At 68.6% G+C, this 24,802-nt stretch carries 18 protein-coding genes and 1 pseudogene; 14 read left to right on the forward strand and 5 right to left on the reverse strand.

Annotation, left to right across the window (positions count from 1 at the left end):
* Positions 1-301 precede the first annotated feature (301 nt).
* The 4 genes from DTA15_RS35620 to DTA15_RS35635 all read left to right on the forward strand — a co-directional run bounded on the left by DTA15_RS35620 (position 302) and on the right by DTA15_RS35635 (position 9,951).
* Positions 302-6,364 carry an alpha-2-macroglobulin family protein gene (locus DTA15_RS35620; protein ID WP_012493377.1) on the forward strand — a complete coding sequence of 2,021 codons (6,063 nt, stop codon included), beginning with the start codon at positions 302-304 and terminating at the stop codon, positions 6,362-6,364.
* Between the two features lie 10 nt (positions 6,365-6,374).
* Entirely contained in the window at positions 6,375-8,618 is a 2,244-nt protein-coding gene (gene pbpC, locus DTA15_RS35625; protein ID WP_020979736.1) for a penicillin-binding protein 1C, read from the forward strand.
* 203 nt (positions 8,619-8,821) lie between these two features.
* The gene (locus DTA15_RS35630) at positions 8,822-9,109 is read left to right on the forward strand and encodes a hypothetical protein (protein ID WP_012493379.1); all 288 of its coding nucleotides are present in this window, start codon (positions 8,822-8,824) and stop codon (positions 9,107-9,109) included.
* A gap of 143 nt (positions 9,110-9,252) precedes the next feature.
* Positions 9,253-9,951, forward strand: a complete 699-nt coding sequence (locus DTA15_RS35635) for a hypothetical protein (protein ID WP_006488705.1) — start codon at positions 9,253-9,255, stop codon at positions 9,949-9,951.
* A 19-nt stretch (positions 9,952-9,970) separates the two neighbouring features.
* On the opposite strand, the pseudogene DTA15_RS35640 reads toward DTA15_RS35635, so the two are convergent.
* Positions 9,971-10,118, reverse strand: a pseudogene (locus DTA15_RS35640) (GNAT family N-acetyltransferase); the annotation flags it as partial.
* A gap of 91 nt (positions 10,119-10,209) precedes the next feature.
* Positions 10,210-11,457, reverse strand: coding sequence for a multidrug effflux MFS transporter (locus tag DTA15_RS35645; RefSeq protein WP_006488708.1), 1,248 nt, complete (start codon positions 11,455-11,457; stop codon positions 10,210-10,212).
* Between the two features lie 286 nt (positions 11,458-11,743).
* Here DTA15_RS35645 and DTA15_RS35650 point away from each other — a divergent pair, with 286 nt between their 5' ends.
* Positions 11,744-12,289 carry a hypothetical protein gene (locus DTA15_RS35650; RefSeq protein WP_006488701.1) on the forward strand — a complete coding sequence of 182 codons (546 nt, stop codon included), beginning with the start codon at positions 11,744-11,746 and terminating at the stop codon, positions 12,287-12,289.
* A 100-nt stretch (positions 12,290-12,389) separates the two neighbouring features.
* Here DTA15_RS35650 and DTA15_RS35655 read toward each other — a convergent pair whose 3' ends face one another.
* The gene (locus tag DTA15_RS35655) at positions 12,390-13,286 is read right to left on the reverse strand and encodes a glutamate/aspartate ABC transporter substrate-binding protein (protein WP_006488707.1); all 897 of its coding nucleotides are present in this window, start codon (positions 13,284-13,286) and stop codon (positions 12,390-12,392) included.
* A gap of 409 nt (positions 13,287-13,695) precedes the next feature.
* On the opposite strand from DTA15_RS35655, the gene DTA15_RS35660 reads away from it, so the two are divergent.
* Together DTA15_RS35660 and mgtA are read left to right on the forward strand one after the other, a co-directional pair.
* The gene (locus tag DTA15_RS35660) at positions 13,696-15,351 is read left to right on the forward strand and encodes a S8 family peptidase (protein WP_006492903.1); all 1,656 of its coding nucleotides are present in this window, start codon (positions 13,696-13,698) and stop codon (positions 15,349-15,351) included.
* A gap of 713 nt (positions 15,352-16,064) precedes the next feature.
* Positions 16,065-18,830: a magnesium-translocating P-type ATPase gene (gene mgtA / locus DTA15_RS35675; protein WP_006492904.1), complete on the forward strand. Its 2,766-nt coding sequence runs from the start codon at positions 16,065-16,067 to the stop codon at positions 18,828-18,830.
* Positions 18,831-18,938: 108 nt separating this feature from the next.
* Here mgtA and DTA15_RS35680 read toward each other — a convergent pair whose 3' ends face one another.
* Positions 18,939-19,223 (reverse strand): hypothetical protein, encoded by a 285-nt coding sequence (locus DTA15_RS35680; protein WP_012493380.1) that lies wholly within the window; start codon positions 19,221-19,223, stop codon positions 18,939-18,941.
* A gap of 71 nt (positions 19,224-19,294) precedes the next feature.
* On the reverse strand, positions 19,295-20,170 hold the full coding sequence (locus DTA15_RS35685; RefSeq protein WP_006481620.1) for a LysR family transcriptional regulator: 876 nt from the start codon (positions 20,168-20,170) through the stop codon (positions 19,295-19,297).
* Positions 20,171-20,221: 51 nt separating this feature from the next.
* On the opposite strand from DTA15_RS35685, the gene DTA15_RS35690 reads away from it, so the two are divergent.
* From DTA15_RS35690 to DTA15_RS35720, 7 genes are all read left to right on the forward strand, one after another.
* The gene (locus tag DTA15_RS35690; RefSeq protein ID WP_006481623.1) at positions 20,222-20,500 is read left to right on the forward strand and encodes a hypothetical protein; all 279 of its coding nucleotides are present in this window, start codon (positions 20,222-20,224) and stop codon (positions 20,498-20,500) included.
* Between the two features lie 197 nt (positions 20,501-20,697).
* The gene (locus DTA15_RS35695) at positions 20,698-21,780 is read left to right on the forward strand and encodes a serine hydrolase family protein (protein ID WP_006481625.1); all 1,083 of its coding nucleotides are present in this window, start codon (positions 20,698-20,700) and stop codon (positions 21,778-21,780) included.
* A gap of 44 nt (positions 21,781-21,824) precedes the next feature.
* Entirely contained in the window at positions 21,825-22,058 is a 234-nt protein-coding gene (locus DTA15_RS35700; protein WP_006481634.1) for a DUF7661 family protein, read from the forward strand.
* A gap of 73 nt (positions 22,059-22,131) precedes the next feature.
* Positions 22,132-22,587, forward strand: a complete 456-nt coding sequence (locus tag DTA15_RS35705) for a MarR family winged helix-turn-helix transcriptional regulator (protein ID WP_006481621.1) — start codon at positions 22,132-22,134, stop codon at positions 22,585-22,587.
* A gap of 67 nt (positions 22,588-22,654) precedes the next feature.
* Positions 22,655-23,218 carry an isochorismatase family protein gene (locus DTA15_RS35710; protein WP_006481616.1) on the forward strand — a complete coding sequence of 188 codons (564 nt, stop codon included), beginning with the start codon at positions 22,655-22,657 and terminating at the stop codon, positions 23,216-23,218.
* Positions 23,215-24,642: a DHA2 family efflux MFS transporter permease subunit gene (locus DTA15_RS35715; protein ID WP_006481633.1), complete on the forward strand. Its 1,428-nt coding sequence runs from the start codon at positions 23,215-23,217 to the stop codon at positions 24,640-24,642. Before DTA15_RS35710 ends, DTA15_RS35715 begins: the two co-directional genes overlap by 4 nt.
* The gene (locus tag DTA15_RS35720) at positions 24,623-24,793 is read left to right on the forward strand and encodes a hypothetical protein (protein ID WP_006481622.1); all 171 of its coding nucleotides are present in this window, start codon (positions 24,623-24,625) and stop codon (positions 24,791-24,793) included. Before DTA15_RS35715 ends, DTA15_RS35720 begins: the two co-directional genes overlap by 20 nt.
* Positions 24,794-24,802 lie beyond the last annotated feature (9 nt).

Below are 24,802 nucleotides of genomic sequence, written 5' to 3' on the forward strand. Positions count from 1 at the left end.
TCTCGAACACCGGATTCGGGAAAACCACGCTTGATATTTCTCAAACATTGGCGCGGACCTGCAATGTACGCGCACAAATCGGATCGAACAATCTTTTTATAGTCCATTAAATGTTCCGCAATCCGGGACAATCGATATTTCGCTGCATTTTTGTGTCGTCGACGCGACAAATCCGCCGCAGGCACACGCGTGTCGCGTGCCGACCACACACCACACCTGCACGCCACACTGCGCACGCATGACGGTCGGTTAGAATTCCGTGCAATCAAACAGAAAGCTTCCCTCCGAGGGCAATCGAGCGATGAAGCAGCGCGACAAGTACAACAAAGAAACGAACCAAACCAACCACACGACCCGGCTGCTCTGGCGCATCGGCGCCGTCGCGGCGCTCGGCGGCGCCGCGGCCCTGTCGCTGCACGCCGGCGCGGCGCGCACGGTGAGCGTGTCGCCGCAAGGCACCGTCACCGAAGTCCGGCAGAGCGTCGTCAAGTTCGACGAACCGATGGTCGCCTTCGGCTCGGCCTCCGCGCCGAATCCGGCGCGCGTGACCTGTAACGATTCGACGGCCGCGCGCGGCCAGGGCCACTGGCTCGACGACAAGACCTGGGTTTACGATTTCGAAAGCGACCTGCCGCCGGGCGTCCGCTGCGCGGTCGCGCTCAACGACACGCTGCGCTCGGTCGCCGGCAATGCGGCGAGCGGCCCGCGTCGCTTCACGTTCCAGACGGGCGGCCCGTTCCCGGTGTCGGTGCGCCCCGGCTCCCGCGAGATCGAGGAGCGTCAGGTCTTCGTGATGAAGCTGAACGGCCCGGCCGAGCCGCGTTCGGCGCTCGCGAACATCTGGTGCGAAGCGGCCGGCATCGGCAACCGCATTCCGGTCACGGCGGCCGACGACGATACGCGCAATGCGCTGCTCGATCATTTCGGGCTGAAGAAGGAGGCGGCGCGCGTGCTGACGCTGTCGTGCTCGCAGGCGCTGCCGGCGAGCGCGAAGATGCAGCTCGTGTACGGCAAGGGCGTCGCCAGCCCGAGCGGCATCGCGAACGAAACCGAACGGCGCTTCGATTTCACCGTGCGCGCACCGTTCGCCGCGAGCTTCTCGTGCGAACGCGAGAACGCGAAGGCGCCCTGCACGCCGCTGCGCCCGCTCACGCTGTCGTTCAACGCACCGGTCGCGCGCAAGCAGGCCGAAGCGATCAAGCTGCGCGGCCCCGACGGTTCGCTGTCGCCGACCTTCGCGGCCGACGATCACAGCGAGGAAGTGACGACCGTCACGTTCAACCCGCCGCTGCCCGCGCAGGCCGCCCTGACCGTCGAGCTGCCGTCGGGCCTGCACGACGTGACCGACCGGCCGCTGTCCAACGCCGACCTGTTCCCGCTCGCGACGCGCACCGCGCCGATGCCGCCGCTCGCGAAATTCTCGTCGGGCACCTTCGGGATCGTCGAGCGCTTCGCCGAACCCGGTACGCCGGCGCTGGTGCCCGTCACGCTGCGCAACGTCGAGGCCGACCTGCATATCGCAGGCCTCAATGCGGGCGGCGCGCAATTCGCGAACCTGAAGGTCGAGAACGACACCGCGATCCGTCAATGGATGCGCACCGTCGATCGCTTCGACAACTGGTCGATGACGGCCGGCTCGATCGACGACCAGATTCCCGGCCTGCTGCAACGCAAGGGCCAGCACCCCGTGTACGTGCCGCTCGAAGCCGGCGAAAAACAGCCGGCGCCGAAGAACCGCCGCATCGACGTGCGCTCGCTGTCGCTGCTGACGGGCGAGCCCGGCGCGCAGGTGCTGACGCTGCCGAAGGCCGACCCGAAGACGCTGCGCCCGTTCGAAGTGGTCGGCGTGCCGATCGACAAGCCCGGCTTCTACGTGCTCGAACTCGCGTCGCCCGCGCTCGGCCGCTCGCTGCTCGCGAAGCCGTCGAGCATGTACGTGCGCACCACCGTGCTCGTCACGAACCTCGGCGTGCACCTGAAGCAGGGCCGCGAGAACAATCTCGTGTGGGTCACGACGCTCGACAAGGGCAAGCCGGTGCCGAACGCGCAGATCCGCGTGTCGGACTGCAACGGCGACGAAATCGCGGCCGGCAAGACCGACGCGCAAGGCCTGCTGAAGATCGACGGGCCGTTCGAGCCGAAGCGCGCGTGCAGCTCGTCGGAGCAGCGCTTCGACGACTACTTCGTGTCGGCGCGCGTCGACGACCCGAAGACGGGCCCCGACATGGCGTTCGTCAGCTCGGGCTGGAACCGCGGGATCGAATCGTGGCGCTTCAACGTGCCGACCGACACCGACAGCGCGCCGACCGTGCGCGCGCATACGGTGTTCGACCGCACGTTGCTGCGCGCCGGCGAAACCGTGTCGATGAAGCATTTCATCCGCACCGAGACGCTGCAGAGTCTCGCGTTCCCGTCGCAATACCCGACGCGCGTCGCGATCCGCCATCTCGGCACGGGCCAGACCTACAAGCTGCCGCTCACGTGGGCGGCCGACCACAGCGCGGACTCGCAGTTCACGCTGCCGGCCGCCGCGAAGCTCGGCGAATACAGCGTCGAACTCGAAGGCGGCCCGGAAGATGCGCCGAGCGCCACCTACTACAGCGGCAGCTTCCGGGTCGAGGCGTTCCGCCTGCCGGTGCTGAAAGGCTCGATCGGCGCGCGCGACGCGCAGAAGAGCCCGCTCGTCGCCGCGAAGGAAGCGCCGCTCGCGGTGCAGATCGACTACGTGTCGGGCGGCGGCGCATCGAACCTGCCGGTACAGGTGTCGGCGCTGATGAAGTGGGCGTCGCCGCCGTTCGCCGATCGCTTCGAGGATTTCAGCTTCACGCCGTATCGCCCCGACACGAGCGACGGCAACGCCGACGACGATGCGCAGGACGGCGACAACGCGTCGTCGTCGAACCACGACCCCGACGCGACGAAGCTGATCGCCGACAAGCTGCCGCTGACGCTTGACCGCAACGGCGCGGGCACCGTCACGCTCAAGGGCCTGCCGGACGTCGACGCACCGAAGCGCATCGCGCTGGAGGCGACGTTCGCGGACCCGAACGGCGAAGTGCAGACGATCCGCGGCGACACGATCCTGTGGCCGGCCGCGGTGGTGGCCGGCATCAAGGCCGGCCGCTGGGTGTCGGTCGGCCAGCGCGTGCCGGTGCAGGCCCTGGCGGTCGACCTGCAGGGCAAGCCGCGCGCGTCGGTGCCGATCGAGATCAAGGGCGTCGCGCGCATCACGACGTCGTCGCGCAAGCGGATGGTCGGCGGCTTCTATGCGTACGACAACAAGAGCGATACGCGCGACCTCGGCGTGCTGTGCTCGGGCAAGACCGACGACAAGGGCCGCATGGCCTGCGACGCGACGCTCGAACAGGCCGGCAACGTGCAGCTGATCGCGGTCGCGAAGGACGGCGACGGCCGCACGTCGAATGCATCGACGTCGGTGTGGGTCACGCGCGAGGACGAACTCTGGTTCGGCGGCGACAACACCGACCGGATCGACGTGATCCCCGAGAAAACGTCGTACGAACCGGGCGAAACGGCCCGCTTCCAGGTGCGCATGCCGTTCCGCTACGCGACCGCGCTCGTCGCGGTCGAGCGCGGCGGCGTGATGGAAACGCACATCGTCGAGCTGAACGGCAAGAACCCGACCGTGGACCTGAAGGTCGGCGACTCGTGGGGGCCGAACGTCTACGTGTCGGTGCTCGCGCTGCGCGGCCGGATTCGCGAGGTGCCGTGGTACTCGTTCTTCACGTGGGGCTGGAAGGCGCCGGTCGAATGGGCGCGCGCGTTCTGGCGCGAAGGCCGCCACTATGAAGCGCCGACCGCGTTCGTCGACCTGTCGAAGCCCGCGTTCCGCTACGGGCTCGGCGAGATCAAGGTCGGCACGGGCGTTCACCGCCTCGGCGTGACCGTGACGACCGACGCGACGCGCTACACGGTGCGCGGCAAGGCGCAGGCGCACGTGAAGGTCACGCTGCCGAACGGCCAGCCGGCACCGGCCGGCACGCAGATTGCCATTGCGGCCGTCGACGAGGCGTTGCTCGAACTGATGCCGAACAACAGCTGGGATCTGCTCGACGCGATGCTGCGCCGGCGCGCGTACGGTGTCGAGACGGCCACCGCGCAGATGGAAATCGTCGGCCGCCGCCACTTCGGCCGCAAGGCCGTGCCGGCCGGCGGCGGGGGCGGCAGCGCGCCGACCCGCGAGCTGTTCGACACGCTGCTGCTGTGGAACCCGCGCGTGACGCTCGACGCCAACGGCAGCGCGACCGTCGAGGTGCCGCTGAACGACGCGCTCACGCGCTTCCGGATCGTCGCGATCGCGGCGGTCGGCCCCGACCGTTTCGGCACGGGCAGCACGTCGATCCGCAGCACGCAGGATCTGCAGCTGATCTCCGGCCTGCCGCCGCTCGTGCGCGAAGGCGACGCGTTCCGTGCGCAGGTCACGCTGCGCAACACGACCGACCGCGCGATGCAGGTCGTCGTGACGCCGCACGTGACGGGCCTCGACGTCGCACCGCAAACCGTGTCGCTGGCGGCGAATGCGGCCACCGAAGTCGCGTGGACGATCACCGTGCCCGAACAGGCGCTCGATGCGGCCGGTGCGCTGAACTGGCGCATCGAGGCGGCCGAGCAAGGCGGCAAGCGCGCGTCCGACGCGCTGGCAGTCGCGCAGAAGGTCGTGCCCGCGCTGCCGGTCACGGTGCAGCAGGCGACGCTCGCGCAGGTCGACGGCACGCTGACGGTGCCCGTGGCGGCCCCGGCCGGCGCGGTGAGCAATGCCCAGGGCGTACCGCGCGGCGGCATCGCCGTGTCGCTGCAGTCGAAGCTCGCCGACGGCCTGCCCGGCGTGCGCCGCTGGTTCGAGCGCTATCCGTACCGCTGCCTCGAACAGCAGACGTCGCGTGCGATCGGGCTGCGCGACCCCGCGCAATGGCAGGCGCTGATCGCACGCATGCCCGTCTATCTCGACAGCGACGGGCTGGCGAGCTATTTCCCGCCGTCGTCCGACGATTCGCACCATGGCAGCCCGACGCTGTCGTCGTACCTGCTCGTGGTGTCCGACGAAGCCAGCCGTCTCGATCCGCGCTTCGCGCTGCCGGAAGACCTGCGCACGCAGCTCGAAGCCGGGCTCGCGCGCTTCGTCGACGGTCGCCTCGAGCGCAACGCGTGGGCGCCGCGCCAGGATCGCGACCTGCGCAAGCTCGCCGCGATCGAGGCGCTGTCGCGCTATGGCGCCGCGCAGGGCCGCATGCTCGGCTCGATCGAGATCGCGCCGAACCAGTGGCCGACGTCGGCGGTGATCGACTATCACGCGATCCTGACGCGCGTGAAGGACATCCCGCAACGCGACGAGAAACGCGCGCAGGTCGACCAGATCCTGCGGGCGCGCCTGACGTACCAGGGCACGCAGCTCGTGTTCTCGACCGCGCGCGACGACGACCTGTGGTGGCTGATGACCAGCAACGAGACCAATGCCGCCCGTCTCGCGCTGGAATTCGCGGGCGACCCGGCATGGAAGGATGAAATGCCGCGCGTGACCGCCGGCCTGCTCGCGCTGCAACGCCAGGGCGCCTGGCAGACGACCACGTCGAACGCGCTCGGCCTGCTCGCGGTCGAGCGCTTCTCGCGCACCTACGAGAGCACGCCGGTTGCCGGCACGACGAAGATCGCGCTCGGCGGCAACGAACGCGCGATCTCGTGGTCGCAGGCAGGCTCGGCCGCGCCCGCCGATACGCCCGCGTCGGCGGCGCCGTCGGCGTCCGCTACGCCCGCGACCCGCGCGGCCGCCGCGCGCAGCGTGCTGATGCCGTGGCCGCGTGCGTCACAGGGGCCGGCGACGCTGTCGGTCACGCAGGACGGCACCGGTCGCCCGTGGGCGACCGTCGAAAGCCTCGCCGCCGTGCCGCTGCGCGCGCCGTTCGCGGCCGGCTACCGGATCACGAAGACCGTCACACCCGTATCGCCGGCCGTCAAGGGCGTGCTGACGCGCGGCGACGTCGTGCGCGTGCATCTCGACATCGATGCGCAGAGCGACATGACGTGGGTCGTCGTCAACGATCCGATTCCGTCCGGCGCGACGATCCTCGGCTCGGGCCTCGGCCGCGATTCCGAAGCCGCGACGCAGGGCGAGAAAACGCCGGACGGTGCATGGCCGGCGTTCATCGAGCGCGACTTCGACGGCTATCGTGCGTACTACGACTATTTGCCGAAGGGCAAATTCTCGGTCGAGTACACGGTGCGGCTGAACAACGTCGGCACGTTCGGCCTGCCGCCGACGCGCGTCGAGGCGCTGTATGCACCGTCCGTGTACGGCCTGTGGCCGAACCCGCCGCTGACCGTGAAGCCGGCCGACGCGGGCAAGTAACGAGCAAGTGATGATCGATCTGGCTTTGCCGCGGCCGGCGCGTTTCGCCGGCCGCGTATTCGTCGCCGTCGTACTGGCCGCGCCGCTCGTCGCGCATGCGCTGCCCGGCTACGACGACGTGCGCCGCAACTGGCGCAGTTCCGACTGGGTGCTGCTCGCGCGCGACGGCACGCCGCTGCAGCGCACGCGCATCGACCTCACCGAACGGCGCGGCGACTGGGTGTCGCTCGCCGACGTATCGCCCGCGTTCCGCGAGGCGATCGTCGTGTCCGAGGACAAGCGCTTCTACGAACACAGCGGCGTCGACTGGCGCGGCATCGCCGGCGCCGCGTGGGGCAACCTGTGGAACGAGCGCACGCGCGGCGCGTCGACCGTCACGATGCAGCTCGCGGGCCTGCTCAGCGATTCGCCGCGCCGCTCGGGTCAGCGCTCGCTGCCGCAGAAAGCCACGCAGGCCGTGAACGCGCTGTGGCTCGAACGCAGCTGGCGCAAGGACCAGATCCTCGAGGCCTACCTGAACCTGGTGCCGTTCCGCGGCGAGACGATCGGGCTCGGCGCGCTGTCGCAGGTGCTGTTCGGCAAGGCGCCGTCGGGCCTCGACGCGCGCGAGGCCGCGATCGCGGCCGCCCTCGTGCGGGCGCCGAACGCGGCACCCGCGAAGATCGCCGAGCGCGCGTGCCGGATCCTGCGCGACATGCATGCCGAGCAGGCATGCGCGTCGCTCGACGGCTACGTGCAGCTCGTCGTCGCACGCCCAGCCAATACCGTCCGCGACGACGGCGCCGCCCTCGCCCCGCACTTCGCGCGGCGCATCGCGGCCGAGGTCAAGCCGGCGGCCGGCGCGCAGATCCGCACGACGCTCGATGCGCCGCTGCAGCGCTTCGCGCGCGACACGCTGACGCGCGCGCTGACCGAGCTCGACGCGCCCGCGCACCGGCGCAACGTACAGGACGGCGCGGTGGTCGTGATCGACAACGCGACCGGCGAGATCCGCGCGTGGGTCGGTTCGTCGGGGGCGCTGTCGAGCGCGCGCGACGTCGATGCCGTGCTCGCGCCGCGTCAGGCCGGCTCGACGCTCAAGCCGTTCCTCTATGCACAGGCGCTCGACGAGAAGCGGCTGACGGCCGCGTCGCTGCTCGACGATGCGCCGATCAACCTCGCCGCCGGCGGCGGCCTGTACATTCCGCAGAACTACGACAAGGATTTCAAGGGCTGGGTGAGCGTGCGCAGCGCGCTCGGTGGTTCGCTGAACGTGCCGGCCGTGCGCGCGCTCGTGCTCGTCACGCCGCACCGCTTCGCGCGCACGCTGACCGCACTCGGCCTGCCGCTCGCGCAGGAAGGCGATTACTACGGCTTCAGCCTCGCGCTCGGCAGTGCCGACGTCACGCTGCTGTCGCTGACCAATGCATACCGCGCGCTCGCGAACGGCGGCGTCGCGCGCAAGGTCGTCGACCTGCCGGCCGGGGCGCCGACGGCGGCAGCCGGCGCAGCGGCGCCCGCGCGGCCGGACGCCGGCACGCGCGTGTTCAGCGAGGCGGCCAGTTTCGTCGTCACCGACATCCTGTCCGACAACAATGCGCGCGTGCGCACGTTCGGCTTCGACAACCCGCTCGCGACGCGCTTCTTTTCCGCGGTCAAGACCGGCACGAGCAAGGACATGCGCGACAACTGGACCGTCGGTTTCACGTCGCGCTATACGGTCGGCGTATGGGTCGGCAATGCGGACGGCTCGCCGATGTGGGACGTGTCGGGCGTCACGGGCGCGTCGCCCGTGTGGTCGGCCGTCGTCGGCTATCTGCACCGCGACCTGCCGAGCCGTGCGCCGCGTGCGCCGGCCGGCGTCGAGACGCGCCGCATCGCGTTCGAGCGCGACATCGAGCCGGCCCGCAACGAGTGGTTCATCGCGGGCACGGCGGTCGACACGATCCGGCTCGCGGCGCCCGTCACGCCGGGCAAGGACGGCGCGCGCGCGCCGTTGACGATCGGCGCGCCGACCGACGGCACGATCTTCGCGATCGACCCGGACATTCCGCCGAAGAACCAGCGGATCTGGTTCGAGCGCTCGTCCGGGCGCGCGGCGAAGTTCGCGTGGCGGCTCGACGACAAGGTGATCGGGCATGCCGATCGCGTCGCGTGGCTGCCATGGCCGGGCCGGCACCGGCTCGAACTCGTCGATGCGCGCGGCAACGTCGCCGATGCGATCGGCTTCGAGGTGCGCGGCGCGTTCGCGAAGCCGGCCGCGCGCAAGCCCTGAGGCGGCGAGCCGGCCGTACTGGCCGGCCGTATTCGCCTTCGGCGGCCGGCCGGAGAAGTCGAGTGCAGTCGCCCGATTATTCGACCGGACCGGCCAAGCCGCAAATCATTGTGGACGGGATGAATTAGTTCGACAATATCGCGCATGCGGTGCATTCGGGCACCGACGACGAACCGACGCAGGCCGATCCCGGACCGACAACGATGACACCCGAAACCGAGGGCAAACTGCTCCGGCATGGCGTACAGATCATCCCGCTCTGCTTGGGCCTGTATGCCGCCGACAGCCTGTGGGACGCGTATCGCAACGGCGGCATCCTGGAATGCCACCAGGCTCGCATGCATCCGATAAGCTGCTGGTGGATCACGCCGGACATGGGCGAACACTTCCAGCGATTGCTCGCCAGCCACTGGCACGTGCTCGGGCTCAGCGTTCTGCTGAGCCTGTTGCTCGCTTACGTCTTGGCGCCGGCCCGCCACCCGCGCCAATGACGCCCCGGCCCGGCCATACCGCGCGCAAGCCGCCAGCGGCAGACCGAACGGGCCAGCAGCACCGCGGTTCAGCACCTAGAATGACAGCAGCGCCGCATTCCCGACGCGCACCGGTTGCCTCATTCTCTCGATGGCCTGCGACCATGAACATCCGCCACGAACGCTTCACCCGCCCCGCGCTGGGCGTCTTGTGCGTTGCAGCGCTCGCCGCCCTCCAGGCCTGCAACGGCGATGCCTGCTTCGGTGTCGACGTATGCTTCAACGACAACACGCAGACCGTCGCGCTATCAGGCACGGCCGCGACGGGCGACGCGCTCGCGAGCGCGCAGGTCACGGTCAATTGCGCGGTCGGCTCGGCAACGACGCTGACGGACGGCGGCGGCAACTACCGTGTGACGCTCGACGCCGCGCTGCCATGCGTCATCACCGTGGCGTCGGGCGGCGCGAGCCTGCATTCGCTCGCCTATGCGGGCGGCACCTTCAACACGACGCCCGAGACCGAGCTGATGCTGGTCTATCTCGCGGCGCAACTCGGGACGAACACGGCCGGGCTGATCGGCAATTTCCAGGGCAGCCTGCGCTACCAGCGGGCCATGAACAGCCCGGACACCGTGCAGGCCGCGCAATCGGCCGTCGTGACGAACCTGCAGCAGCGCTATGCGGTCTCGCTCGCCGCGCCGGCGTTCCTGACCACCTCGTTCGTGGTCGGGCAACCGGGCGTCGACGGCGATCTCGTTGCGCTGGCGAAGGCTGGCGCGATCGATCCGAACGGACTGCCGGATCCGGTTGCCGTGTCGCTGTTGCAGCAGGCCGGGGCCGCGCATCCGCTGCAAGGAATGTGACCGGGACGGGAATCGACCGTCAGGTGCCGGCTTCGCGCGCGTCGTCGGCCAGCAATGCCCAAACGCTCGTGGTCGCGCCATTCGCCGCCGATGCGCAGACAGCGCGGCGAACATCCCGCTTGCCTGAACCCGAGCCGTCGAACCAGCGCGATCGACGCACGCTTGCCGGATGGTTCGCGGCGATCACGTCAGCGGCGTCGGACCGGGCGACGCGATTCAGCAGGATCCGGCTCGTGGGCCGCGGTCACCACCCGGCGCTTACGCCGCCTCCCCGCTCCCGCACACCACCGGCGCCGCCTGCTGCTGCGACAGATACCGCAGCAGCTTCGTCACCATCCACACGACGATGAACGACAACGCGACGAAAAACACCGCCAGCGGCGTCAGCACGTGAATCGACACGAAACCGGCCAGCCCCATCATCGCGGACGACACGAGCAGCAGCGCACAGCCGAGAATCGCGCTCGTCAGGCCGGCGATATGCGGAAACAGCGAATTGCCCTTGGCCATCAGCGTCGGATACATCGCACCGGCGCAGAAACCCATCACGAGCACCGGCGTCGCGAGCGTCCACACGCGCAGGCCGACGGTCAGCGCCAGCACCAGCATCGCGACCGACGCGCCCGCCATCACGCGCGCGCCGATCCGCAGCCGTTGCTCGGCGCTCGGCAGCCCGCGCCCGTGAATCCGGTTCGACAAACCGCCGAGGAAATACATGAGGCCGATGCCGAGCGCGAGATAACCGAAGAAGGTCGGCGGCTTGTGCAGCGTGGTCTGGACCATGAACGGCCCGACGATGTTGAACACCAGCAGGATGCTGTAGCACAGCCCCTGGGCGAGGAAGCAGCTCTGGAACACCGGGCTGGCCAGCACCTTGCCCGCGTTCGCCATCAGCGTGCGCGGCTCGAGATGCACCGGCTTCGGCAAGGTCTCGCGGTAGCGCCACAGCAGCGCCCACATCGCCAGCGAGTAGACCAGCAGGAACACGAGGCACGCACGCCAGCCGAACCATTCCTGCAGGTGCGCGCCGATCACCGGCGCGATGATCGGCGCCAGCCCCCATGCGATCGACATGTACGTGAACGCGTGCATCAGCGCCTGGCCGGAAAACGAATCGGTGATGATCGCCTTCGCCAGCAGGTTGGTCGTCGCGATCCCGAAGCCCTGCAGGCAGCGTGCGAGCACGAACGTCTCCAGGTTCGGCGCGCCGAGGGACAGCAGGCAGCCGATCGTGTAGATCACGAGCCCGAACGCGAGCACGCGCTTGCGGCCGTAGGCGTCGGCGATCGGCCCGAAGATCAGCTGGCCGAGCGCGTAGGCCGCCATGTAACCGGACACGCTCGACTGGATCGCCTGCGGCGTGGTCGCGAACGAACGTGCCATGTCGGGCAGCGCGGGCACGTAGATGTCGATCGCGAGTTGGCCGGCGGACGCGAACAGGCAGATCAGGAACAGCAGGAAGCGCGGCGAATTCGACTCGCGCGCGGGAGTGAGCGTGGCGTTCATGACGACTGGGAAGGAGGTCGGACAGCAGTGCCGCACCGTCAATGTTCGAATCTCGAACATGCGTGCGGTCGTGGCGAATTCCGTATTGTGCCTGTTGTTGCATCCGGCGACAGGATTTCCCTGGCGCGGGCGAGGTTGAATGGCCGGTCCCGACATGCGCCGATCGGGCCGCCGGCGGCGGTTTTAATGTTGATTTAAGCCGGCGGCGGCATTGTCTCGGGTGGCTCACTCCGTGAGCCGCACGTCATTGTTGATTCGATCAGTCTCGTTTGATGGAGATACGAAGATGCGATTCCGTTCGTATATGGCGGCGGGCGCGCTGGCGCTGGTGCCCGTGTTCGCGCTGGCCGGGCAGCCCGGCGCGGCGGCCGCCGCCCAACCGATGTTCGTCAATGTCAACGGGCAGGCCGTGCCCGTGAAAGCCGAGACGCGTGTCGTCCAGACGGCCGTCGGCCCGATGAAGGTCAGCACGTGGAGCTGGCACAGCCCGCAAGGCGGTGCGAGCTTCGAGATGCAGACGTCGTCGTCGGGCGGCATGCCGCCCGCGGCAGCGTTGCGGCAAATGCAGGCCGTGCAGTACCGGATGCAGGCGGCGCAGGCGCAGATGGTCGCGATGCAGCAGCAGATGATGGCGCTCCAGCACATCGCGCTCGCCAACGCGTTCGCGATGCCGATGCCGCAGCCCGTCGGGTTCGCGATGGCGCCGTGGGCCATGCCGGAACCGGTCGTCGTGATCGTGCCGGTGCAACCTTCGGCGCGTTCGATGGCGCCCGCTCCCGCCCCGGCGGCGCCGGCACGGCCGGCCGCACGCGGGCCTGAAATCAAGGCCTGACGCGCGCGTCCGGCGCACGAGCGACCGGGCCGCAAAGCGAAACCGCCGGCACGTGCCGGCGGTTTTTCATGGGTGGCGCGACATCGCCACGACGCGGTGCTCAGTACTGCGCCTGATCCGTCGGATTCTTGAACAGCTGCTTCATCTCCGCCGACAGCGGATAGTTCAGGCTCACGCCCTTCGGCGGAATCGGCTGCGTGAACCACTGGTCGTACAGCTTCTCGGCCGCGCCCGAGGTCTGCATCTTCGCGATCACGCCGTCGACGACGCGCTTGAACGGCGGATCGTCCCTGCGCATCATGCACGCGTAGTTTTCATGAACGAGCGGCGTACCGGTGACCGTGTACGCGCCCGGGTTGCGATCCTTCGCGATCTCGCCGTACAGCAGCGGCTCGTCCATCACGAACGCCACCGCGCGCCCGGTCGTGACGTTCATGAACGCTTCGGCATGATCCTTCGCGCTGATGATCGTCATGTTCATCGCCTTCTCTTCGTTGAGCTTGCGCAGCAGGCGCTCGTCCGACGTACCGGCCGTCGTCGCGACCGTCTTGCCGGCCAGGTCCGCGAAGTCCTTCACGCCCGAATCCTTGCGCGTGCTGAAGCGGATGCCGTACAAAAAGATGCTGTTCGAGAACGCGGCCTGCTTTTGCCGTTCGAGCGTATTCGTCGTCGAACCGCATTCGAAGTCGATCGTCCCGTTCTGCAGCAGCGGAATCCGGTTCTGCGACGTAATCGGGATTTCCTTCACCGCGAGGTTCGGCAGGTTCAACTCCGTCTTCAACTGGTCGATGATGCGCGACGCGATGTCCCGCGAATAGCCGATGTTCTTCTGCTGGTTGTCCGAATACGAAAACGGCACCGACGACTCGCGAATGCCCAGCGACACGACGCCCGTGTCCTTGATCTTCTTCAGCGTACCGGTAAGAGCCTGCGCGTGCGCGGTGCCGGCCAGCGCACAAGCCAGCGCGACGGCAAGCCAACGGAAACGACGATCCATGCTTGTCTCCTGACGAAACGTTGATCGAGTCGCGATCGTACGCCCGACAATATTCGCGTCATATCAGGGGAAGCGTAAACCACCTTCCGCCACGGCCGGATCCTGAAAGACGTTTTCCGTGCCGCGCAAACCCGCTCGCCCGCGCCTCCTGCCCGACCGGTCCGCGCACCGGCTCTGTGCCGGTCGTTCCAAACGCGCGTTCATGCTGCGACGCACCAACGTAATCGTTTGCGGCACCGCCTGTTTTTCTCGCGAAACGCACTCAAGAAGCCGCCGCGCACGCCGTTACCCAGTGCATGGCGCGTCGCAGCAACCTGCTGCAACCGTCAGACAAAAACGACAAGGTCCGGCTCGCCCGGACCAGCGCCACCGCCGGCACGACGGTTATCTACGAGGATCGACTTTCAACATGAGAGCCAAACGTTTCAATTTCGCGCTGGCGCGCCTCGCACATGCGCGCATGCTCGCCGGCATGCTGTCCGCCGCCGCCCTGCTGCCCCTCGCCGGTTGCGGCGGAGGCGGCGGCGACGGCAGCAACCCGTCTTCGTCCAACGCGTCACCCGCACCGGCGCCCGCGCCCGCGCCGGCGCCCACGCCCGCGCCGACCACCCCGCCCGCGTCGTCCGGCACCAATGCGTGCACGTCGCAGCAGGCCGCCGTGCAGATGGCCGCGCAGACCGCACCGGTCGAGCCGCCGGTCGATCACCTCATCGTCAAGCTGAAGACGCTGACGGCCCCCCGAGCGATGGCGGCCGTCGACAACGGTGCGCGACTCGACGCGGTGATCCAGCGCGCGATGACGCGCTGGACGGCGCCGGTGACCGGCAGCGCCCGCGCGTACGCGAGCACGGTCGCGCAAACGCCGGTGAACGTGCAGGTCGAACGCACCATCTCGAACGGCGCGGCCGTGCTGTCGCTCGGCCAGCGCATGGCCGCCACCGATGCCACCGCGCTCGCGCAGGCGTTCGCGGCCGACAGCGATGTCGACTACGCGGAACCCGATCACCCGATGCAGATCCGCGACACGCCGAGCGACCCGCTCTACAACCAGCAGTGGTATCTGTCCGACCCGACCGCCGGCATCGACCTGCCGCCCGCGTGGAACGTGACCAAGGGTTCGCCGACCGTCGTCACGGCCGTGCTCGACACCGGCTATCGGCCGCACGGCGACCTCGTCGGCAACCTGCTGTCCGGCTACAGCTTCATCAGCAACGTCAACACCAGCAACAACGGCTTGACGCGCGGCCCGGACGCGACCGATCCGGGCGACTGGGTCACGCAGCAGGAACTCGACAACGCCAACGGCCCGTTCTATCACTGCGCGAGCCAGCCGAGCGACAGCAGCTGGCACGGCACGCGCGTGATGGGCGTGATCGGCGCGACCGCCAACAACGGCACCGGTATCGCCGGCGTATCGTGGCTCGGCCAGATCCTGCCGGTGCGCGTACTCGGCAAGTGCGGCGGCGTGACGAGCGACATCGCCGACGGCATGCGTTGGGCAGCCGGCATGCCGGTGGCCGGTGTACCGACGAACCCGCGGCCGGCGAAGATCATCAACCTGAGCCTCGGTGGAGTCGGCGCGTGCAGCACGACGTTCCAGCAGGCGATCGACGACGTGACCGCGAAAGGCGTGACCGTGGTCGTCGCGGCCGGCAACGACGGCCTGTCGACCGGGCTCGACCAGCCCGCCAACTGCCGCGGCGTGATCACCGTCGGCGCGACCGATGCGACGGGCCGCCGCGCATCGTTCAGCAACTTCGGCGCCGACGTCGCGCTGAGCGCACCGGGCGTCAACATCCTGTCGACGTCGAACACCGGCACGACGACGCCGGGCTCGGACACCTACGGCCTCGCGAACGGCACCAGTCTCGCGACGCCGCAGGTGACGGGGGTCGCCGCGCTGATGCTGTCGGTGAACGGCAACCTCACGCCCGCGCAGATCCTGCAGAAGCTGCAAGGCGGCACGCGCGCGGCGAAGCTCGCGGCCGGCACGTCGTGCACCGCGCTGCCGGCCGGCTCGGGCATCCTCGATGCGGGCGCCGCCGTCGCGACCGCGAACCAGTAACCGGCACCGCGTTCGACGCAGCCGCGCGCATGCCGACAAGGTGTGCGCGCGGCTGTTTCGTTGCAGGCTGTCCGGCGCGCCCGCGAACGCACACCGGCGCGATCGAGCATCTCGAAATAACGCCTGACAAAAGGGTTGACGCTTCGCACAGCGAGCCATTACCATCGCCCCCGTCTAGTTACATGGAGTGTTCTGTGAACACCGATGCGAGTTGTAGTTGGTCCCTGGCCAACTTGACTGCTGCCTGAGGAAAACGCGCAGAGCCTCGTCTTCTGCCGCATCCCGGGAAGCAGGATGCGGCGCCCTTCCGGCCTGACCACGGGCCAGATCTCCCGCCGAATTTTTCGATGTTGTCGAATGCACGCGGCGCGCCGTCGCGCGCGTGCGTTCGTGTTGCGCGCGGCGCCAGCCGCGTGCGCTCTCCGTTCGCGTGCCGTCCGGCCGCGCGCCTCGTTGCGCGCGCCGCCGATCGCCCGTGCCGACTATCCGCAACCGACAGGAGTGCAGATGAACTCAGACGACAGTAGTCGATTACCGCTCGCCGGTGCGACGCTGCGCATCGACACGCCGTCCGCATCATGCGCGCCGGCGAGCGTTCCCGCCTTTACCGACCCACAGCCGATCGCGCCTGACGCGACGCGGCGGGGAGCGCTCGTGCGTCGATAACGTCACGGTCGCTCCCCGCCCGCCGCCTCGTGCGCAAGGAGCGACTCATGACGACACGACACAACACCTCGCACAAGAAACAGCGCGGCTTCATCAAGGCCGGCGCCGGCCAGCAGAATGAACCGCGCACCATGCGCGCCGCGCAGGAAGCGGCCCGCCCGCTCGAAGACACGCTGAAGTCGCTGCACACCAGCACGCGCGGCCTCACCTACGACCAGGCCGCCGACCGCCTGCAGCAGCATGGCCCGAACGAAATCGCGCACGACAAGCCGCCGCACTGGACCCGGCAGTTGCTGCTCTCGTTCCACAACCCGTTCGTCTACGTGCTGCTGGTGCTGGCCGCCATCAGCTTCTTCACCGACGTCTACTTCGCGGCGCCCGACGAGCGCGACTACGTCGGCATGACGATCCTGCTGACGATGGTCACGATCAGCGCGCTGCTGCGCTTCGTGCAGGAATTCCGTTCGCTGCGCGCGGCCGAGAAGCTCAAGGCGATGGTCCGCACGACCGCGACCGTGCAGCGCGCGGTGACCGACACGGCCGAGCCGTCGCGCCGCGAAGTGCCGATGCGCGACGTCGTCGTCGGCGACATCGTGCATCTTTCCGCCGGCGACATGATCCCCGCCGACGTGCGGCTGCTCGCGTCGCGCGACCTGTTCATCAGCCAGGCGGTGCTGACCGGCGAGGCGCTGCCCGTCGAGAAGTACGACACGCTCGGCGCGGTGGCCGGCAAATCCGCGGGCACGCACGCGGCGACCGCGGCGAACGACGCACCGGCGTCGCTGCTCGATCTCGAGAACATCTGCTTCATGGGCACCAACGTCGTCAGCGGCACGGCGACGGCCGTCGTCGTCGCGACCGGCGAAGAGACCTACTTCGGCTCGCTCGCGCGCAACGTCGTGAGCCACAAGCGCATCGAGACGAGCTTCGACCGCGGCGTCGCGAGCGTCAGCTGGCTGCTGATCAAGTTCATGTTCGTGATGGTGCCGATCGTGTTCATGATCAACGGCCTGACCAAGGGCGACTGGCTGAGCGCCCTCACGTTCGCGCTCGCGGTGGCCGTGGGCCTCACGCCCGAGATGCTGCCGATGATCGTCAGCGCGAACCTCGCGCGCGGCGCGGTCGCGATGGCGCGCCGCAAGGTCGTCGTCAAGCGGCTGAACTCGGTGCAGAACTTCGGCGCGATGGACGTGCTGTGCACCGACAAGACCGGCACGCTCACGCAGGACAAGATCATCCTCGAACATCACCTCGACCTGTCCGGCCACAAGAACGAGGACATCCTGCGGCTCGGCTGGCTGAACAGCTTCCACCAGAGCGGCCAGAAGAACCTGATCGACATCGCGGTCGTCGCGCGCGCCGACGAGATCGGCGAACGCGTGAAGCCGCAGGGTTACAAGAAGATCGACGAACTGCCGTTCGACTTCGTGCGGCGCCGCCTGTCGGTCGTCGTCGAGGATACGCGCGGCACGCATCTGCTGATCTGCAAGGGCGCGGTCGAGGAAATGCTGGCGGTGTCGACGCACGTGCAGGATGAAGACGGCGTACGCCCGCTCGACTACGTGGCCCGCAAGCGGCTGCTCGAACAGGCCACCGCGTACAACGAGGACGGCTTTCGCGTGCTCGTGCTCGCCACGCGCACGATCCCGCGCGGCGACGAGCGTGCGCAATACCGCACCGCCGACGAACACGATCTCGTCGTGCGCGGCTTCCTGACCTTCCTCGATCCGCCGAAGGAGTCGGCCGCGCCGGCGCTCGCCGCGCTGCGCGAGAACGGTGTCGCGGTGAAGGTGCTGACGGGCGACAACCCGACCGTCACGATGAAGGTGTGCCGCCAGGTCGGCCTCGAACCCGGCAAACCGATGCTCGGCACGGAAATCGAAGCGCTCGACGACGACACGCTCGCCAAGGTCGTCGAACGCACGACCGTGTTCGCGAAGCTCACGCCGCTGCAGAAGGCGCGCATCGTCAAGGCGCTGCAGGCGAACGGTCACACCGTCGGCTTCCTCGGCGACGGCATCAACGATGCGCCCGCGCTGCGCGACGCCGACGTCGGCATCTCGGTCGACAGCGGCGCCGACATCGCGAAGGAAACCGCCGACATCATCCTGCTCGAAAAGAGCCTGATGGTGCTGGAGGAAGGCGTGATCAAGGGCCGCGAGACGTTCGGCAACATCCTGAAGTACCTGAACATGACGGCCAGCTCCAACTTCGGCAACGTGTTCTCGGTGCTGGTCGCCAGCGCGTTCCTGCCGTGGGAGCCGATGCTCGCGACGCAACTGCTCGTGCTGAACCTGATCTACGACACGTCGCAGATGCTGCTGCCGTGGGACAAGATGGACCCCGAGTTCCTGAAGAAGCCGCGCAAGTGGGAAGCCGGCAACATCAGCCGCTTCATGCTGTGGGTCGGGCCCACGTCGTCGGTATTCGACATCACGACGTACATCCTGATGTGGACGGTGTTCGGTGCGGGCGCGCTGTATCACCTGAACGGCGGCGCGAGCGGCCAGATCGTGATGAACTCGGGCTGGTTCATCGAGAGCCTCGTGTCGCAGACGCTCGTCGTGCACCTGCTGCGCACGCAGAAGATCCCGTTCCTGCAGAGCACGGCGTCGCTGCCGGTGCTGCTGTCGACCTTCACCGCGATCGCGATCGGCTGCTGGCTGCCGTTCTCGCCGTTCGCGGAGGCGATCGGCTTCATGCACCTGCCGGGCACCTACTGGCTGTGGCTCGCCGCGACGATGGTCGGCTACATCGTGCTCGCGCAGATCGTCAAGACGATCTACGTGCGCCGCTACAAGCAGTGGTTCTGATCGCGCTCGGATGACGATGCGCCGGCCCGTGCGCCACCTGCACGGGTCGCCCCCCGATCTGCCGTCGTTCGGCGATGAACGGGCCGCCTCGGCGGCCCGTTTTTTCATTCAGCGGGCATCGTTCGCGCCGAACAGCTGCGCGCACACCGCGCGCCCCTCGCCGGTCAGCGCAGCACTGCCGGTCCCGTCCTCGTTCAGCGTCGTCGCGCTCAGGCCGGCGGCGTCGAGTTGCGTCAACACGCGGCGCAGCGTGCTCATCGGCAATTGCGCGCGCTTCGCGATCTTCGGCAGCGACCATGGCTTGCCGGCCGGATCGCTGGCGGCTTCGTTCAGCGTCGCGAGCGTGGCGACGAGCGCGGGATCGAGCGGGGATTCGTCGGATTCTGAAGTCATCGGTTCGGGTTCGTCGGCCGGCGTCGCGCCGGCATGCAGGAAGAAAGCGATCGCGGACACTATACGCCGCGTCACGCCCCCTTGAGCGCCGCGCGCATGAACGACACGAAACGCGTGGTGACGGGATCGTCGCGATCAGAGCGCCACGCGAGCCCCACGCGCCACTTCGCGTCCCGGCCGTCGAGCGGCAGCACCGTCGCGTCGCGCAACAGGTACTGCGCGCTCGACGGGATGAACGCGACACCACCGCCGGCCGCGACCGACGTCAGCACCGATTGCACGTCCTCCGCCTGCTGCATCACGTGCGGCACGAAGCGCCGCGCGACGCACCATCGGTCGATCTGCGCGGCCAGCCCGGGACCACGCGCACGCTGCAGCGCGATGAAGCCGATCTCGTTGAGCACGTCGAGGTCGGCCGGCACGCGCTTGAAGCCGAGATGCGGCGGTACCGCGAGCGCGAGCGCTTCGTCGATCACCTTGAACGACGACAAGCCTTCGTCGGAAGGCAGGCGCAGGAAACCGGCGTCGAGCTTGCCGGTGCGCAGCCGGCGCGTCTGTTCGGACGACGACAGGTCGCTCAGCGTCACCGCGATACCCGGATTGCAACGGCGGAATTCGGCGATCAGTTTCGGCACGAGCGTCAGCACGGACAGGCAGATGCCGAGCCGCAAATGCCCGCGCTGCCCGCTGGTCGCTTCCCGCGCACGCGCCAGGATTTCGTCGGCATCGCGCACGAGCGCCTGCGCGTCGGGCAGAAAGCGTTCGCCGAACGGCGTCAGCTCCGCGCCATGCCGACCGCGCTCGAACAGCTTGCCGCCGAGGCTCGCCTCGAGCGCGCCGATCTGCTTGCTGAGCGCAGGTTGACTCATGTGCAGCGCATCGGCCGCACGGCTGAAATGGCACAGCTCGGTGACCGTCAGGAATGTGCGCAGCAGTTTCAGTTCCATTCTTTAACGGAATCGTAACGATCGAAATATTCATTTTACCGATCGAATGCAATGGCGTTCAATACGGACATGCCCTTTCCCGAATTCACGTTCATGTCCCTCGATCCAGCGGCCGACTGCGTGGCCGAGCCATCATGCGATGTCGCGGGTGCAAACGCTCGCGCAGTGGCCGCCGAGACCCGCGCACCGAAGCGTCGTGCCGAGCGCACGGACGGGCGCAGCCGCCGCTTTCGCTTCGGCGATGCCCTGGAAGACGCGCCGCCACGCGCGGTGACCGGTTCGATCGCGATCAGTTTTGCGGTCGTGTCGCGGCGGAACTGGCCGCGCTGAACCGCATGGCTGCGCGCCTTTCACCCCACACCCACCGCGGCCCGACAGCGCGAAAACGACCGAAATCCTCCCGCATCACGCGTCAATGCGCGGCATCCCATCGTCATCGCCCCGCGATCGACCGTATAATTTCCCGCACCCGCTGACCGCCCACGCATTCCGCGCAGCCGCATCGCGCGTGAAAAGGAGACTTTCGCTTGACCGGCCTCATCGCGCGCCTGCCTCGCGCCCGGACCACCCTGATCCTCGCCCTGTCGTTCCTGCTGCTCGCATTCGCCGCGAATGCGTCTGCGCAACGCGTACAACCGCATCGCGCCGCCCATGTGCAACCGCATGCCCATACGAAGGCCGTCAAGAAGAAACCCCATCGCAAGAAAAAGGCCGTCAAGCATCGTCGCTCGCGCGTGACGCATCAGGCGGCCAAACGCCACGCGGCGCCCGCGCCGCAGCAGCGGCGCGCGAAACGCACGGCCGCCGTGCGGCCGCGCCCGCCCGCGAAGCCGAAGCTGCTCGCCAGTTGCGGCTATACGCCACGCGCGGTCGGTTCGCTGCATTCGCGCGCGGCCTACGTGCTCGACGTCGATTCCGGCACCCCGCTGCTGGCCCGCAACGCGCGTACCGTCCGGCCGATCGCATCGATCTCCAAACTGATGACGGCCGTCGTCGCGCGCGACGCCGATCGTCCGCTGAACGGCGTGCTGCGCGTGACCGCGCGCGATCGCGACACGATCAAGTTCACCGGTTCGCGGCTGCAGGTCGGCTCGGAACTGTCGCGCCGCGAGATGTTCCATATCGCGCTGATGTCGTCGGAGAACCGCGCGGCCGCCGCGCTGAGCCGCGACTATCCGGGCGGGCGCGTCGCGTTCGTCAAGGCGATGAACCGCGAAGCACGTCGGCTCGGCATGCGGCATACGCACTTCCGCGAGCCCACCGGCCTGTCGCCGCACAACGTATCGACCGCGGAAGATCTCGCGCGGCTCGTCGGCGCGGCCGCGCAGGATCCGTTGATCCGCTATTTCTCGACCGATCTGTCAACCACCGTGCGCCCCGGCGACGGCGAACTCGTGTACGTGAATTCCGACCCGCTCGTGCGCTACCGCCGCCTGCCGATCCGGCTGCAGAAAACCGGCTTCATCAACGAATCGGGGCACGGCGTCGTGATGCGCATGCGCGTGAAAGGCCGCCGCGAAACGGTCGTGCTGCTCGGTGCGCCGACGCGCGCCGGCGTATCGAGCGACGCCATCCGGATCCATCGCTGGCTGTCCTGTTCGATCCGGTAAACACACGCAGGCAGCCCGCACATTCACGCCAGGGGAGCGACGCCATGCAGGACGAATACCGCTTCAACGCATTCGGTCGGCTGCTCGCCGTCGTGCGCATGGACGGCCGCTGGGCCGTGTTCGATCTCGGCGCCGAAGGCAAGCGACGCCCGGCCAATCTGCAGATTCCGTCCGCGCTCGCCGCGGACGAACTCGGCCAGTATCTCGGCGATCTGCTGCACGAAAACGCGACCCCGCGCTACAGCGAAGTCGTACCGGTCGCACATCGGCGTACGTAATCGCGCGCCGGACGGCGTCGCCAAGCGGCGATCAATTCGACAGTTAAACTTGCAAGTTTAACTGTCTTATTCTATGATTCGCCGCATGAACCCGCCACGCAAACCCGGCGTTTCCGCCGACGCCGTCGCCGCCGACCTGACCCTCGCGGTCGGCCAGCTCATCCGCCGGCTGCGCTCCGAGATCGATTCCGAAGGGCTCGGCATGTCCCAGACGAGCGCACTCGCACGGCTTCACCGGCACGGGCCGATGACGACTGCCGATCTCGCGCGCGCCGAAGCGATGAAGCCGCAGTCGATGAAGGCGATCCTCGCGAGCCTCGAGGAAGACGCGCTCGTCGAGCGCGAACCGCATCCGACCGACGGCCGCCAGATCCTGTTCAAACTCACCGCCGCCGGCCTCGACGCACGACACAAGCGCAACGCCGCGAAAAACAAGTGGCTCGGCGCCGCGATCGAGAAGCTCGATCCGCACGACATCGACACGCTCGCCGCCGCCATCCCGCTGATCCGCCGCATCGGCGAGCAATGAAGCCGGCCGGCGCGCGACGCGGCATGCGCGCGCACGGCTTTCCCCGCCCTTTCCCCGGAGCCCCATCATGAGCGCAACCCGTCTCGACACGAACACGGCGCTGGTCGTCATCGACCTGCAGAAAGGCATCGTCGCCCTCCCCACCGCGCACCCGGTCGCACCGGTGATCGCCCGCACCCGCGAACTGCTCGACGCGTTCCGCAGCCGCGGCCTGCCGGTCGTGCTGGTCAACGTCGCGGGCGGCGCACCGGGCCGCACCGAGCAAGCGCCACGCACGGCGCAGCTTCCGGCCGACTGGACCGAACTCGTGCCCGAGCTGAACCGCCAGCCGACCGACCACGTCGTGACGAAGCAGACCTGGGGCGCCTTCACCGGCACCGGTCTCGACGCGCACCTGAAGGCAGCCGGCGTCACGCAGATCGTGCTGACCGGCGTCGCGACCAGCATCGGCGTCGAATCCACCGCGCGGCAGGCGCACGAACTCGGCTACAACGTGACGCTCGCCGTCGACGCGATGACCGACCTCAACGCGGACGCGCACGTCAACAGCGTCGAGCGGCTGTTCCCGCGTCTCGGCGAAACGGGCACGACTCAGGACATCGTCGCGCTGCTCGACCGGCGCGGCGCGTGAGCGACAAGCGCATCCGGCCGGCGCCGGGCCACGCGGCCGGCCGGCTCGATCCGTCGATCTGGAAAGTCGGCGCAGTCGCGACACTCGGCTCGCTGCTGTCGCAACTCGATGCGACGATCGTCAACGTGTCGCTGTCGAGCCTCGCGACCGACCTGCATGCCAGCCTGTCGACGATCCAGTGGGTGACGAGCGGCTACCTGCTCGCGCTGACGCTGGTGCTGCCGCTGAACGGCTGGCTCGTCGACCGCATCGGTACGAAGGCGCTGTATCTGTGGTGCTTCTCGGCGTTCACGCTCACGTCGGCGCTGTGCGGGCTCGCGTGGTCCGCGCCGTCGCTGATCGCGTTTCGCGTGTTGCAAGGCGTCAGCGGCGGCCTGCTCGCGCCGATGGCGCAGATGATGATCGCGCGCGTCGCCGGCCAGCAGATGGCGCGCGCGATCGGCTACGCGGCGGTGCCGGTACTGCTCGCGCCGATCCTCGGCCCGGTCGTGGCCGGCGCGATCCTGCAGCACACGTCGTGGCGCTGGCTGTTTCTGGTGAACCTGCCCGTCGGCGCGCTCGCGCTCGCACTGGCCGCGCGGTTCCTGCCCGGCGACCAAGACGATGCGCCGCGGCGCGAACTCGACTGGCTCGGCCTCGCGTTGCTGTCGCCGGCGCTCGTGCTGTTCCTGTACGGCGTCGAGCGGATCGGCTCGACGCTCGGCATCGCGGCGGTCGCAAGCTCGGCGCTGCTGCTCATCGCGTTCCTGCGCTTCGAGCGCCGCCAGCGCGAACGTGCGCTGATCGACCTCGCGCTGTTTCGTTCGCGCGTATTCGGCGCGGCAGCGAGCACGCAGTTCCTGTCGAACGGCGCGATGTATGCAGGCCAGATGCTGATTCCCGTGTTCCTGATCCAGGCGTGCGGGCGCTCGCCGGGAGAGATGGGCTGGCTGCTCGCGCCGCTCGGGCTCGGCATGCTCGTCACCTATCCGTCGATGGGCGCGCTGACGAACCGGTTCGGCGTGCGCCGGCTGGCCGCCGCCGGTGCATTGCTGGCGCTCGTCGCCACGCTGCCGTTCGTGTTCCTCGCGCTGACCGGTTACGATCCGCTCGTGCTCGTCCCCGCGCTGTTTCTGCGCGGCATGGGCCAGAGCGCGATCGGCGCGCCGTCGATCGCCGCCGCGTATGCGTCGGTCGAGCGCCGCAACCTGCCGATGGCGACCACGTCGCTCAATATCGTGCAGCGGCTCGGCGGCCCGACGTTCACGACGCTGTGCACGCTGTTCCTCGCATGGCGGCTGCAGGCCGAATCGGCGACGGCCGGCGGCACGCAGGCCGTCGCCTATGCGTGGGCGTTCGGCCTGCTGTGCGCGCTGCATGCGGCGAGTTTCGTGACGACGCTGCGGCTGCCGTTGCGATCGGCCGGTGCAGGCGCAGGCGACTGACCTCGGTATCCTGCCGGCCGGCGGCGGCCTGCCCGTCCTGCCGAATTTCTCGATCAACCTGCATGTGCCGCGCGGCCAGCACACGCCGGCCGTGACGGAACTGGCCCGCTACCTGCGCAACGGTTTCGCGCGCCTGCGCGCGCTCGCGTAGCGCCGCATC

The sequence above is a fragment of the Burkholderia cenocepacia genome (assembly GCF_900446215.1).
Classification (GTDB): domain Bacteria; phylum Pseudomonadota; class Gammaproteobacteria; order Burkholderiales; family Burkholderiaceae; genus Burkholderia; species Burkholderia cenocepacia.

What these genes read in the sequence shown, in the direction of transcription:
- DTA15_RS35620 (WP_012493377.1), top strand. Translation starts at nt 302, where the DNA reads ATGAAGCAGCGCGACAAGTACAACAAAGAAACGAACCAAACCAACCAC.
- pbpC (WP_020979736.1), top strand. Translation starts at nt 6,375, where the DNA reads ATGATCGATCTGGCTTTGCCGCGGCCGGCGCGTTTCGCCGGCCGCGTA.
- DTA15_RS35630 (WP_012493379.1), top strand. Translation starts at nt 8,822, where the DNA reads ATGACACCCGAAACCGAGGGCAAACTGCTCCGGCATGGCGTACAGATC.
- DTA15_RS35635 (WP_006488705.1), top strand. Translation starts at nt 9,253, where the DNA reads ATGAACATCCGCCACGAACGCTTCACCCGCCCCGCGCTGGGCGTCTTG.
- DTA15_RS35645 (WP_006488708.1), bottom strand. Translation starts at nt 11,457, where the DNA reads ATGAACGCCACGCTCACTCCCGCGCGCGAGTCGAATTCGCCGCGCTTC.
- DTA15_RS35650 (WP_006488701.1), top strand. Translation starts at nt 11,744, where the DNA reads ATGCGATTCCGTTCGTATATGGCGGCGGGCGCGCTGGCGCTGGTGCCC.
- DTA15_RS35655 (WP_006488707.1), bottom strand. Translation starts at nt 13,286, where the DNA reads ATGGATCGTCGTTTCCGTTGGCTTGCCGTCGCGCTGGCTTGTGCGCTG.
- DTA15_RS35660 (WP_006492903.1), top strand. Translation starts at nt 13,696, where the DNA reads ATGAGAGCCAAACGTTTCAATTTCGCGCTGGCGCGCCTCGCACATGCG.
- mgtA (WP_006492904.1), top strand. Translation starts at nt 16,065, where the DNA reads ATGACGACACGACACAACACCTCGCACAAGAAACAGCGCGGCTTCATC.
- DTA15_RS35680 (WP_012493380.1), bottom strand. Translation starts at nt 19,223, where the DNA reads ATGACTTCAGAATCCGACGAATCCCCGCTCGATCCCGCGCTCGTCGCC.
- DTA15_RS35685 (WP_006481620.1), bottom strand. Translation starts at nt 20,170, where the DNA reads ATGGAACTGAAACTGCTGCGCACATTCCTGACGGTCACCGAGCTGTGC.
- DTA15_RS35690 (WP_006481623.1), top strand. Translation starts at nt 20,222, where the DNA reads ATGGCGTTCAATACGGACATGCCCTTTCCCGAATTCACGTTCATGTCC.
- DTA15_RS35700 (WP_006481634.1), top strand. Translation starts at nt 21,825, where the DNA reads ATGCAGGACGAATACCGCTTCAACGCATTCGGTCGGCTGCTCGCCGTC.
- DTA15_RS35705 (WP_006481621.1), top strand. Translation starts at nt 22,132, where the DNA reads ATGATTCGCCGCATGAACCCGCCACGCAAACCCGGCGTTTCCGCCGAC.
- DTA15_RS35710 (WP_006481616.1), top strand. Translation starts at nt 22,655, where the DNA reads ATGAGCGCAACCCGTCTCGACACGAACACGGCGCTGGTCGTCATCGAC.